Consider the following 12,007-nt stretch of genomic DNA (forward strand, 5'->3'; position numbering starts at 1 on the left):
GCTATTATGATTACTTTATCGCACTGTATTGATTTAGATCGCCGCGACGAGCTCGCCCCTTTGCGTGAGCAGTTTTCCCTACCAGAAAATACTATTTATTTAGACGGTAACTCGTTAGGTGCCCAACCCAAAGCCGCATTAAAACGCGCACAACAGATTATCGAGCACGAGTGGGGCACAGACCTAATCCAAAGCTGGAATAAAGCGGGATGGTTTCAGCGCCCACTTACACTAGGCAATGAGCTCGCTCCACTGATCGGTGCCGCTCAAGACGAAGTCGCCATTACGGACTCCACCTCGGTCAACCTGTTTAAAGCCGTAGCGGCGGCCCTCCATATCCAAAAACAAAACCCTGCCACTGCTGCCAAACGGGTGATTGTCACGGAGCGCAGTAATTTTCCTACCGATATTTATATCCTTGAGGGCATTAACCACTTTCTGGGCCAGTCGTATGAGATTCGTCTCGTCGATAGCCCGGAAGCACTCTACCAAGCCATTGATGCCGATGTCGCCGTCGTCTTACTAACACATGTGAATTATCGCACGGGCTACATGCTTGATATGCCCGCGCTAACCGCGCACGCCCATCAACATCAAGCCCTCATCATCTGGGATTTATGTCATTCCGCTGGCGCGGTTCCTGTGGATCTTCACGCCGCTCATGCGGATTTTGCGGTAGGCTGTACGTACAAATACCTGAATGCTGGCCCAGGTGCTCCCGCGTTTATCTGGGTTCCCAAAAAGCATCAAGCGCAATTTTTACAGCCGCTCACCGGCTGGTGGGCGCATCGTTCTCCTTTTGCCATGCAACCTAGTTTTGCTGCTGCCGGCGATATACGCGGTGCGCTTTGCGGTACTCAGCCTATGATTTCCTTATCTTTAGTCGCCTGCGGTCTCGATGTTTTCAAACAAACCACCATGGAAAAAATTCGCGCTAAATCACTGGCGCTTAGTGATTTGTTTATTCAGCTCCTTGAGCAATATTGCGGGTCGCATCCTTTGCAATTAGAAACCCCCTTAGAACACGAGCGCCGCGGCAGTCAGATCAGTATCGCCCATCCACATGGCTATGCCGTTATGCAAGCACTGATTGCCCGTGGTGTCATTGGCGACTACCGTGAGCCCCATATTATGCGCTTTGGATTTACCCCTTTATACACGTCTTATCAGGACGTGTGGAAAGCCGTACACATCCTCGCCGATATCTTGGATCACAAAAAATACGATGCCAACCTAGAAAAAAATGCCGTGACTTGATCACAATCTGCACATACACTGCCCCCCATTTAAATGGATCTTACGAACGGGCTCCCTTTTTTGATGGTACTCAGACTTTTGTATTGGGGTTTATTACCCTCGATTACAGCGAGATCAGCAACATGAATAGAAAAATCTGGGATATTTCACCACCTATCCATAGCCAAAGCCCCGTTTTCCCCGGTGATGCCCCCTATCAGCAAACATGGACTTGGCAGCTCAGTGATACCTGTCCAGTCAATGTCAGTACGCTGCGCTTATCTCCGCATGTGGGGGCGCATGCCGATGCCCCCCTGCATTACAAAGCCGGAGCAGCCAGTGCCGGCATGATGGATCTACACCCTTTTTTAGGGCCATGTCGTGTGTTGCATGTCATTGGTTGTACGGGCTTAATTCAACCTCATCATATTGAACATGCGCTTTTATATGCGCCCCCACGGATTTTAGTGCGTACCTATAAAGACCAAGTGCCCCACGTCTGGGAAGATTCGTTTGCCGCCTTTGCGCCCGAAACCATTGACTTGCTCCATGCCCATGGCATTCGTCTTATTGGTATTGATACTCCGAGCATCGACCCGGCTAGCAGCAAAAGCTTAGATAGCCACAAGCGTATTTTGTCTTATGATATGCGTGTACTAGAAAATCTTGATTTGTGCGCTGTCGATGCAGGGGACTATGAACTCATTGCTTTGCCTCTTAAACTCATGGAAGCGGACGCCAGCCCCGTTCGCGCCGTATTACGTGCTTTATAAATAAACATGATGACCAATGCTCAAAACCCAGAAGAGATTGTAAAAGCCGAAGGCGCTCAATTAGATTTTTCTAACGATATGACCTATGGCAGCTACCTAGATTTAGATGCCATTCTCAATGCGCAGCACCCTTTATCCCCTGACCACAATGAAATGCTGTTTATTATTCAGCATCAAACCAGTGAGCTCTGGATGAAGCTGATGCTGCACGAAATGCGAGCCGCTTTAATGCATTTACAACAAGATCAATTACATACTGTATTTAAAATGCTGGCGCGTGTAAGCCGGATTATGGAGCAGCTAGTCCACGCATGGACTGTGCTATCAACCATGACCCCACCCGAATACAGTGCTTTACGTCCCTATCTGGCGCGCTCTAGTGGTTTTCAAAGCTATCAATATCGTCAAATTGAGTTTTTACTAGGCAATAAAAACGCCGCCATGCTTAAGCCACATGCACACCGAGCCGATATTCTACAAGCGGTACAACATGTTTATGAAGCCCCATCACTGTATGACGAAGCGCTACGCTTTATGGCACGCCAAGGACTACCTGTTCCTGCCGCTTATCTGGATCGCGACTGGACGCAACCCTATCAGGCCAATGCCGATGTTCAATCCGCTTGGCTGATCGCCTATCAAAATCCAGAGCAATACTGGGATGTCTATCAGCTTGGAGAAAAGCTTACGGATATTGAAGATGCTTTTCGCCAATGGCGTTTTAGGCATCTTACTACCGTAGAGCGGGTCATCGGCTTTAAGCGTGGTACAGGCGGCACCTCGGGCGTAGACTATTTACGCAAAATGCTTGATGTGGTGCTTTTTCCTGAGCTTTGGCGCCTACGTACTGAGCTTTAGGCTTTGCCCTCTAGGCTATCCCATAAGGCTGGAGCTTTATTGCTTTCGGCCAGTTTATCCAGATAGGCTCGGTGAGCAGCTTGGTCTTGTTCTGTTGCATATAAAATAGGCAAACGGCTGGCATCAAATCGTGCTAAGCCGCTTTGGTCTTTTTGGTTATCATCGTGGCGATCAAAGCTCATCAATAGGCTTTCTTGCCCACGTGTCATCGCTAACCAAACGTCGGCTAATAGCTCCGAGTCCAGTAACGCCCCGTGTAAGACTCGATGCTCATTAGAAATCCCGTAGCGATCACAAAGCGCATCTAGGTTATTACGCTTTCCTGGGTGAAGCTCGCGCGCATAGACTAATGAGTCTGTGATTTTTCCGCAAAAACTACTAAAAGGGGCATAACCAAAGCGCGTAAACTCTGCATCCAAAAACTTGGTATCAAAAGGCGCGTTATGAATAATCACCTCTGCACCTTTAACAAAAGCAATAATCTCATCAATAACCTGCTCAACAGGTGGGTACTGCGCTAGAAACTCTGTTGTTAAACCATGCACTGCGAGCGCCTCGGGGTCTGAGTCGCGTCCTGGGTTCACATATAAATGTAAATGATTACCTGTTAGCTGACGATTTGCTATCTCTACCCCGGCAATTTCCACTAATCGATGCCCATCATCAGGATCCAAACCTGTGGTTTCTGTATCTAGAACAATTTGTCGCATTTTTAACTTCTCTGTTTAAGCACGTCGCTTGGGTGCTTTAGCCGCAATCAACGTATAGGCAGCCGGCACCACAAACAAGGTTAACACGGTGCCAAAGGTTAGCCCCCCCACCAAAACCCAGCCAATTTGCTGTCGGCTTTCTGCGCCTGCACCGGTAGCATAGGCTAATGGCAGCACGCCCAGCACCATTGCTCCTGTTGTCATTAAAATCGGGCGCAAGCGCATTTCACAAGCCCGCACTACGGCTTGATAAAGCCCCACGCCCTCAGCCCGTAGCTGGGTAGCAAACTCCACAATCAAAATCCCATGTTTAGTAATTAGCCCCACCAAGGTAATCAAACCAATTTGACTATAAATAGACAAAGTACCACCGCTTAACCATAATGCAAATAACGCACCGGTCATCGATAGAGGAACGGAGAGCATAATAATAAAAGGATTACGCCAGCTTTCAAATTGGGCCGCAAGCACCAAATAAATAAATACCAAGGCCATAGCAAATACAAAGTACATGCTTCCCGAGGCATCCCTAAATTCACGCGACTGTCCATCTAAATCAGTTTGTGCAGTCTCAGGCAATGTGGTTGCCGCTACATTTTGCATATGGGTTAAAACTTCTCCTAAGGCATAACCCGGCGCCACTGAGGCTTGCACAATCACGGCACGTAATCGATTAAAGTGGTTTAATGACTGAGGCGAGACGCTTTCATGGATCGTTAAAAAACCGCCAAGCGGAAGCATTTCCCCCGCTTGATTACGCACATAAATATCTAAAATATCCGCCGGATTAGCTCGATGCGATTTATCCACCTGCACAATCACATCATACTGCTCACCATCGTCCTCAAACCGCGTAACTTGGCGCCCGCCTAACAGCGACTCAAGCGTACGCCCTACTGTTGCCACGTCCACGCCCGCATCGGCTAACTTATCACGATCTAGCTCCACCCGTAATTCTGGCGTATTTAAACGTAAATCCGTATCAATATTTTGTAAGCCAGGATAGTCCTCTAGGGCGGCAATAAAACGCGCTACGATTTGAGCCAATTCAGGATAAGGCACCTGACTCATGATCACAAACTCAACCGGTTTTGACGTGGCGCGCTGGCCAAAAGAAGGCGGATTCGTGGGAAAAGCACGCACCCCTGGCAAAGCAGAGAACTTTGGCTGTAGTGCTCGCGCAATTTCTTGCTGACTACGATGCCGTTCTTCCCAAGGCTTTAAGCGTAAGATCGCAAACGAGTCCGTGACCGTCGGAAAACCAATCACCGCTTGATACCCCGAGGTTTCTGGTAGCTGCGCATAAAACTGCTCCACCTGCTTCACGCTCTCTAGGGTATAAGCTAATGTGGCGCCTTCGGGTGCATTGACCATGCCAAATATAACGCCGCGATCTTCGATAGGAGCAAGCTCGCTTTTGATCAGACTAAATAACACCCCACTGCCCAGCGCCACCCCCACCCCCAGCCAAAGCACCACAGCGCGATATCGCAATGCCCGCAGCAAGGTTTTTCTATAAAAACGTGTCAATGCATTCAAACCATGCTCAATACGCGAGTACCATTTACCGGGTCGCTGCTGCGGCCGTAACAATACTGCGCACATCATCGGAGTGAGAGTCAGCGCAACAAAACCAGATACCAACACCGCCCCCGCCAACGTCAAGGCAAACTCAATAAACAAGCGCCCCGTTCTGCCTGTGGCAAAAGCCAATGGTGCAAAGACCGTCACCAACGTTAAGGTCATAGCAATAACCGCACCACCAATTTCTTTGATCCCTAAAAAAGAGGCTTGTACCCGATCCATACCATTTTCAATATGGCGGTATACGTTTTCTAAAACCACAATGGCATCATCAACCACAAGACCGATGGCTAATACCATAGCCAATAAGGTCAAGGTATTAATCGAAAAACCAAAGGCATACATAATACCCAGAGCACCAATGAGCGAAACAGGTATCGTTACAATAGGAATGAGACTGGCACGCAGGTTACGTAAGAAAAATAAGATCACCAGCATCACTAATAAAGTGGCTTCAATGATGGTGGTGTACACCGAATCTATGGACTTTTGAATAAATACCGAACTGTCATAAGCCACATGCAGCCGCATATTGCCTGGCAAATTCATATTAATTTGCTCGACTTCGGCTCGCACTGCCTGCGATAAGCTAAGAGGGTTTGCGGTAGATTGTTTCGTTACCCCAATCGTTAAGCTATCTTGCCCATTAAAACGCGCCAAGACTCGCTCTTCGGCCGCATCAATCTTTACTTGGGCTATTTCCCCTAAGCGCACTGGATAGCCATTGCGATGGGCTACGATGATGTTTTTAAACTCCTCTACGGTCTGCAAATCGGTGGAGGACACCACAGAGAACTCGCGTAAATGCGACTCGATTCGCCCAGCAGGAATCAATACGTTCTGTTGGCGCAACGCGTTTTCTATGTCTTGCACGGTTAGCTGAAGCCCCGCCATCCGCGCTCGATCCACATTGATGCGCATGGCAGGCAGACGCTCCCCAAATACTCGCACCTCGGCAGCGCCCGGCAATACGGACAACCGCGTTTTAATATAACGATTGATGTAATCCGAGGCCTGAATCGCACTGTAATCCCCCATTTCTACCCCAATATAAATAATTGGGGTGGAGTCTGCTTCGACCTTATTGATAATAGGCTCATCAACCTCGTCAGGCAAAAAGCGCCGTGCGCGCGAGACCTTATCCCGTACATCTGCTGCCGCAGCATCTGGGCTACGACTTAAGTTAAATTTAATATTGATTAAACTACGTTCAGAACGACTACGCGAGGTCATGACATCCACGCCCTCGATCCCAGAGAGCTGGTCCTCTAAGGGCTTGGTGACCTGAGACTCAATCACCTCTGGTGATGCCCCTTTATAGTTGGTGATCACCGATACCACCGGCTCATCAATAGCAGGGTACTCACGTACACTTAAGCGCTCGTAGGAAATCAAGCCTACCAGCACAATCATCAACGACAAAACCGTCGCAAAAATGGGGCGCTGTATGCAAAAGTTCGCGATTTTCATCGGAGGGTTCCTTAGGGTTGCGCAAGCTCAGCGCGCTGATAACGCAATGGCGTGCCATCTTGTACCTTTTGCAAGCCCGTGACTAACACCACATCATCGGGCTGCAAGCCGCTGACCTGCACCCAACCATCTCGACGAATACCAATCTGAACCTCGACTCGCTGCGCTTGGTCTTGATCTGTAACGCGATACACATAGTGCGCCTGCCCCGAAGGCACAATAGCGGTCTCTGGCACGACAAGCGCTTCCATTTCATCCAGCTCCACCACAATACGGGCAAACTGCCCAGGCCGTAAGCGCCCATCGGGGTTCGGCACATGAGCACGCAGCACAACAGAACGCCCCTGTTCATCAATCATAGGACTAATGGCATTCACTTGTCCGATAAATTCACTCTGAGCCAATGCATCCAAACGCAAGCGTATCGGCGTGCCCACCTGAATCTGCCCTAAGTACTGTTCAGGAATCCTAAAATCCACCTGCAACTGGTCAATGGAGGCTATATCTACAATCTCGGTGCCATTTGCTACATAATCCCCCACCGACACATAACGCAAGCCAAGCATGCCGGAGAAAGGAGCTTTGATTTGGCTTTTTTCAATGCGGGTTTGAATAATTTTGACCTGAGCGGCAGCTACAGCGCGCTCGCTGTTAGACTCATCCTGAGCTTGAGAGCTAATAAAACCCTGCTGGTGCAATTGTTGTGCTCGATGTGCTCGACTTGCAGCTAGCTGCAACGCGGCCTGTGCTTGCTGTAACTCGGCTTGTAACACATCTGTATCCAGCTGCACCAAAACCTGCCCGGCTTGAGCACGTGTGCCCTCCTCGAACAAAATGGCGGCAATGCGCCCACTACTTTCTGCGCGTAGCGTCACCGCATTTTGTGCTAGCAAAGAACCAACAGCGGCCACCTCCTGCGCTAAGGTTTGCTGACGAACACGCACCACATCCACCTGTACGGCGGCAGGCGCAGCGGCAACAGAAGAGGTTAAAGGGGGCTCTGGTTCTGGGTTAATGACTGATACCAGTTCTTTTGCACCCCAAAATACCATTGCTAACCCAAGTACCAATGCGAAAATCAGCCACCACACCCATTTTTTCATGCTTATTGCACCTGTTGCTGTAATTGCTCTACGCCCAAATTGGCTAAAGCATCGGCACGCTCATTGCCATGATCACCGGCATGCCCACGAACCCAATGCCATTGTAATTGGTGTTGTTGACAAAGTGCATCCAGCTGTTGCCATAAATCGGCGTTTTTTACGGGTTTTTTAGACGCATTACGCCAACCCTTGGCCTTCCAGCCCGGCAACCATTCTGTCATGGCTTTTTGCACGTATTGCGAGTCCGTATAAATGTGAACAAGACACGGCTCTTTTAACAGCTGTAGTGCCTGAATCACAGCCATAATTTCCATACGATTATTCGTGGTTTCTGGCTCACCACCATAAATTTCTTTGGTGTGGCGCCCATATTTTAATAGCGCCCCCCAACCACCTGCACCGGGGTTGCCTTTGCATGCCCCATCCGTCCATATCAATACTTCTTTCATTTATGTATCATCTGAATAAGTGCGCGTGGCATGACGCTGAGCCACTGCAGCAGAGCGTACACGGGCTTTTTTTTGCTTGGCCCAGTCCAAGCCAACCATAGTCACGCTACTGACGCGCTTTGTTGCTTTAAGTACATACACGGCTCCAAATAAAGGCCACCACCGCGCACCCCACTTTTCTAAGAACTGCCAGCGTTGCATCCACTTGCTCTGCTCACAGAGCGGACGATAACACCCTTGCCGCTCCTGTGTCACATCAAAAGACAGTAAGGATAACCAGTCTTCTACGCGCCATGGCGAGAGCTGATGACTAGGCGGCACCGGTAACAAACACTCTAGACCAGGCACACGATCACGGGCCCCCCATAAGCTCCATGGATTAAAGCCTGTAATCACCACTTGCCCTTCGGGAACCAATACCCGCTCGACCTCGCGCAATACTTGATGCGGATCACTTGAAGTTTCTAGTGTATGAGGTAAAACTAATAGATCTATACTTTCCGTGGCAAACGGCAACTGCTCGGGTTGACAGACTACAGCAAGCCCAGCCGTATCACTGATGTTATCCGTATGGGTATACCATTTATGAGATATGCGATTTTGTTGCATCAAAGGCCATTGAGGCAATCCTATTTGAATGGCATGATAACCAAATACATTCTGCAGTAGTTCCTCAATCTGAGCCTGCTCCCACTGGCGAGCAAATTGCCCTATTTCCGTATATAGCCATTGTTTTAACACCAACTCCATGTTCTCGTGCTCTGTCACTCAGGTGCCTCCTATTATGAAAAACCACTTAGCTCCTACGCCTGCCCTGCAGTTAGAACCGATCCCAGCCTTCAATGATAACTATATTTGGTTGATTCACAATGAAAAACATGCAGTGGTCATTGATCCTGGCGATGCGCACCCTGTTATCCAGTTTCTTGAGCAGCAATCCCTTCAACTTGACGCCATTTTAATCACTCACCATCACCACGACCATGTTGGGGGCATCCAAGCGCTCCTATCCCATTCCCAAGATGCTACGGTGTATGGGCCCGCGCACGAAGCGATTCCCCAGCGGCAAGTAGCGGTGGATCAAGGGGATCAGATTACTCTTCAGCCGCTTGGCATAACGTTAGATGTTCTGGCTGTACCGGGGCACACCTTAGGGCACGTGGCCTATGTCACGCATTTAACAAGCGAGCAACCCGTGCTCTTTTGTGGTGACACCTTGTTTTCGGGTGGCTGTGGGCGCTTATTTGAAGGTACCCCTGCACAAATGTATGCTTCTTTACAGAAGCTGGCCGCTCTACCTACAAACACCTTTGTTTGCTGTGCACACGAATATACCTTGTCCAATCTCATGTGGGCACTTGAGGTCGAACCTGACAACACCGCGCTCCAGACCTATTACGAGCAGGCTTCAGAGCTACGCCAAGCACAACAGCCCACCCTACCCTCTACCATTGGCCTTGAGTTACAAATCAATCCCTTTTTACGTACGGGAGTTCCAGCGGTACAATTGAGCGCAGCCGCGTATGCTGGACAGCCGGCTCACAGTCCCTCCGAGGTATTAGCCCAACTACGAGAATGGAAAAACAACGCCTAAGACCATGAAATCCTTACGACTTTTTTTAATTGGCCTCATAGTGGTTTTAGCTGGTTGCGCCACACAGCAAAAACAAAGTATGCATAGCGGCCCTCAAATAGCAGCAGATACCTCGCGCACAATAGATCTGACCCACCCACCTAAAGACATGTGGGATCGCATCCGCCGCGGTTATGCTATCCCCAATCTGCGTACCCCTTTGGTCGACTACTGGACTGACTACTATGCTCGCAATGCCCGCTCAGTATCAGTAATGAGTGAGCGCGCCAGTAAATACCTCTATCATATTGTGGATGAGCTTGAGCGCCGTGGCATGCCTACAGAACTAGCTCTACTGCCTTTTGTCGAAAGCGCTTATAACCCCACCGCCTACTCCAAAGCTCATGCATCCGGTTTGTGGCAATTTATCCCCAGCACGGCTAAAGACTTCAACCTGCAACAGGACTGGTGGCTAGATCAACGCCGCGACCCCATCGCTTCAACGCAAGCGGCACTCGATTACCTCGAGTATTTATACGAATTTCAAGGGGATTGGTATCTGGCCTTGGCTTCGTATAACTGGGGCCAAGGCTCAGTGCGTCGTGCTATTGAAAAAAATGAAAAAGCCGGCCTAGGGATTGATTATTTATCCCTGACCATGCCAGAAGAAACGCGCAACTATGTGCCTAAACTCCAAGCCATCAAAAACATCATCACTCACCCTGAAAAATACGGTATTCAGCTACCCATTGTACAAAATGAACCGTATTTTATTACGGTCAAACGCAATGACCACATTGATATTGAGGTCGCCGCTGAACTAGCGGAAATGTCACTCGATGATTTTAAGTTTTTAAACCCCGCCTATAACCGCGGCACCATCCCTGCGCATAGTGCTACCCTTATCCTTCCTAAAGATAAAGCGGATATTTTTCAGACCAATATCCAACGCTATCAAGGTCGCCTGAGCCACTGGGACATTTATCGTCCCAAACCCGGGGAGTCTTACGCTGATATCGCTAAGCGCCACGGTATCGCCCTGAGTCAACTACGCAGCGTAAACGGTATCAGTAGCCGCCAAACCAAAGCCGTCGCAGCCCAAACCCTACTGGTACCGGCAACAACTGCAGATTTACACGCTGACCCGCTTGGTGTACAGCTGGCCTCTTTACAAAACACCCCGGCTCTACCCAGCCAGGCGACAACCAGTCCCAGAACACAAGCTAAGGCTACAGCTCAAGCCAACACGGCTGCCACACGTAGCCATACCGTCAGAAAAGGCGACACACTCTATAGCATTGCCCGCCGCTACAATACGACAGTCAACACACTGCAGCAGTTAAATAACTTAAAATCCACCCAGCTTGCGCCAGGACTACGCTTACGCTTGCCCGGGCCTACACGTGGTTAAATACTATATTGAAAAGGAATACATAACATGGCTTTTCTTAGCGGTAAACGCATTTTAATTACCGGCGTCATTTCTAATCGCTCCATTGCCTACGGTATTGCCCGTGCCTGTAAAGAACAAGGCGCTGAAATCGCTTTGACCTATGTTGGTGAGCGTTTCAAAGATCGCGTCGAAGGCTATGCCGCTGAATTAGGCTCCAACATCGTTATCCCTTTGGATGTCGCCGAAGACCAGCAAATCACGGATGCCATCACCACATTGAAAACGCACTGGGATGGGCTTGATGGGCTGGTTCACGCCATTGGCTTTGCGCCTCGTGAAGCCATTGCTGGTGATTTTTTAGATGGATTATCGCGTGACGCTTTTGCTACCGCGCACGATATTTCAGCGTATAGCTTCCCTGCCTTAGTCAAAGAGGCCCTTCCTTTGCTTGAAGGGCGCTCTAGCTCAGTGCTTACACTCACCTATTTAGGTGCAGAAAAAGTCGTCCCCAATTACAATACCATGGGCGTTGCCAAAGCAGCTCTGGAGGCTTCCGTTCGCTATTTAGCCGCATCACTCGGTCCGAAAGGAATACGCGCGAATGCTATTTCGGCTGGTCCTATCAAAACCCTTGCCGCTAGCGGCATCAAAGACTTTGGGCAAATTTTAAAATTTGTTGAACAAAATGCCCCCTTACGTCGTAATGTCACCATCGAAGACGTGGGCAACGTCGCCGCCTTTATGCTATCTGACTTGGCTGCTGGCGTCACGGGGGAGATCACCCATGTGGATGCAGGCTTTAACTGCATCGTCCCTGGCATGATGGAATAAGTCCACGACCGAACTTAGCGTACGATT

Annotated in this window: 11 protein-coding genes; 6 read left to right on the top strand and 5 right to left on the bottom strand. The window is 49.4% G+C overall.

Features of this window, described 5'->3' with window-relative positions:
* The first annotated feature begins 6 nt into the window (after positions 1-6).
* The 3 genes from kynU to kynA all read left to right on the top strand — a co-directional run bounded on the left by kynU (position 7) and on the right by kynA (position 2,867).
* A complete protein-coding gene (kynU, locus tag ABD980_RS00310; RefSeq protein WP_345368777.1) occupies positions 7-1,257 on the top strand; it encodes a kynureninase in 1,251 nt (416 codons plus the stop codon).
* Between the two features lie 122 nt (positions 1,258-1,379).
* Complete coding sequence (gene kynB, locus ABD980_RS00315; protein WP_260650098.1) at positions 1,380-2,009, top strand: arylformamidase; 630 nt, start codon at positions 1,380-1,382, stop codon at positions 2,007-2,009.
* Between the two features lie 9 nt (positions 2,010-2,018).
* Positions 2,019-2,867, top strand: a complete 849-nt coding sequence (kynA, locus tag ABD980_RS00320) for a tryptophan 2,3-dioxygenase (protein WP_345369127.1) — start codon at positions 2,019-2,021, stop codon at positions 2,865-2,867.
* On the opposite strand, the gene dnaQ is transcribed toward kynA, so the two are convergent.
* Genes dnaQ through ABD980_RS00345 form a run of 5 tightly spaced genes read right to left on the bottom strand, consistent with a single transcriptional unit; the run spans position 2,864 to position 8,951 of the window.
* Positions 2,864-3,577 (bottom strand): DNA polymerase III subunit epsilon, encoded by a 714-nt coding sequence (gene dnaQ / locus ABD980_RS00325; protein ID WP_300646516.1) that lies wholly within the window; start codon positions 3,575-3,577, stop codon positions 2,864-2,866. The genes kynA and dnaQ overlap by 4 nt on opposite strands.
* 15 nt (positions 3,578-3,592) lie before the next feature.
* Positions 3,593-6,631, bottom strand: coding sequence for an efflux RND transporter permease subunit (locus ABD980_RS00330; RefSeq protein ID WP_345368780.1), 3,039 nt, complete (start codon positions 6,629-6,631; stop codon positions 3,593-3,595).
* Positions 6,632-6,642: 11 nt separating this feature from the next.
* Positions 6,643-7,734 (bottom strand): efflux RND transporter periplasmic adaptor subunit, encoded by a 1,092-nt coding sequence (locus ABD980_RS00335; protein ID WP_345368781.1) that lies wholly within the window; start codon positions 7,732-7,734, stop codon positions 6,643-6,645.
* A 2-nt stretch (positions 7,735-7,736) separates the two neighbouring features.
* Positions 7,737-8,183, bottom strand: a complete 447-nt coding sequence (gene rnhA, locus ABD980_RS00340) for a ribonuclease HI (protein ID WP_300646519.1) — start codon at positions 8,181-8,183, stop codon at positions 7,737-7,739.
* Positions 8,184-8,951, bottom strand: coding sequence for a class I SAM-dependent methyltransferase (locus tag ABD980_RS00345; protein WP_377536183.1), 768 nt, complete (start codon positions 8,949-8,951; stop codon positions 8,184-8,186).
* A gap of 16 nt (positions 8,952-8,967) precedes the next feature.
* Here ABD980_RS00345 and gloB point away from each other — a divergent pair, with 16 nt between their 5' ends.
* Genes gloB through fabI form a run of 3 tightly spaced genes read left to right on the top strand, consistent with a single transcriptional unit; the run spans position 8,968 to position 11,980 of the window.
* A complete protein-coding gene (gene gloB, locus ABD980_RS00350; RefSeq protein WP_300646520.1) occupies positions 8,968-9,777 on the top strand; it encodes a hydroxyacylglutathione hydrolase in 810 nt (269 codons plus the stop codon).
* A 4-nt stretch (positions 9,778-9,781) separates the two neighbouring features.
* Entirely contained in the window at positions 9,782-11,167 is a 1,386-nt protein-coding gene (locus ABD980_RS00355; protein WP_345368784.1) for a transglycosylase SLT domain-containing protein, read from the top strand.
* A 27-nt stretch (positions 11,168-11,194) separates the two neighbouring features.
* The gene (fabI, locus tag ABD980_RS00360) at positions 11,195-11,980 is read left to right on the top strand and encodes an enoyl-ACP reductase FabI (protein ID WP_260650091.1); all 786 of its coding nucleotides are present in this window, start codon (positions 11,195-11,197) and stop codon (positions 11,978-11,980) included.
* Positions 11,981-12,007 lie beyond the last annotated feature (27 nt).

Source organism: Paenalcaligenes hermetiae, from assembly GCF_039543645.1.
Taxonomy (GTDB): domain Bacteria; phylum Pseudomonadota; class Gammaproteobacteria; order Burkholderiales; family Burkholderiaceae_B; genus Paenalcaligenes; species Paenalcaligenes hermetiae.

Excerpts from the sequence above, each read along its gene's own strand:
- ABD980_RS00355 (WP_345368784.1), top strand. The coding sequence starts at position 9,782 with ATGAAATCCTTACGACTTTTTTTAATTGGCCTCATAGTGGTTTTAGCT.
- kynU (WP_345368777.1), top strand. The coding sequence starts at position 7 with ATGATTACTTTATCGCACTGTATTGATTTAGATCGCCGCGACGAGCTC.
- ABD980_RS00335 (WP_345368781.1), bottom strand. The coding sequence starts at position 7,734 with ATGAAAAAATGGGTGTGGTGGCTGATTTTCGCATTGGTACTTGGGTTA.
- kynB (WP_260650098.1), top strand. The coding sequence starts at position 1,380 with ATGAATAGAAAAATCTGGGATATTTCACCACCTATCCATAGCCAAAGC.
- fabI (WP_260650091.1), top strand. The coding sequence starts at position 11,195 with ATGGCTTTTCTTAGCGGTAAACGCATTTTAATTACCGGCGTCATTTCT.
- rnhA (WP_300646519.1), bottom strand. The coding sequence starts at position 8,183 with ATGAAAGAAGTATTGATATGGACGGATGGGGCATGCAAAGGCAACCCC.
- gloB (WP_300646520.1), top strand. The coding sequence starts at position 8,968 with ATGAAAAACCACTTAGCTCCTACGCCTGCCCTGCAGTTAGAACCGATC.
- ABD980_RS00330 (WP_345368780.1), bottom strand. The coding sequence starts at position 6,631 with ATGAAAATCGCGAACTTTTGCATACAGCGCCCCATTTTTGCGACGGTT.
- dnaQ (WP_300646516.1), bottom strand. The coding sequence starts at position 3,577 with ATGCGACAAATTGTTCTAGATACAGAAACCACAGGTTTGGATCCTGAT.
- kynA (WP_345369127.1), top strand. The coding sequence starts at position 2,019 with ATGACCAATGCTCAAAACCCAGAAGAGATTGTAAAAGCCGAAGGCGCT.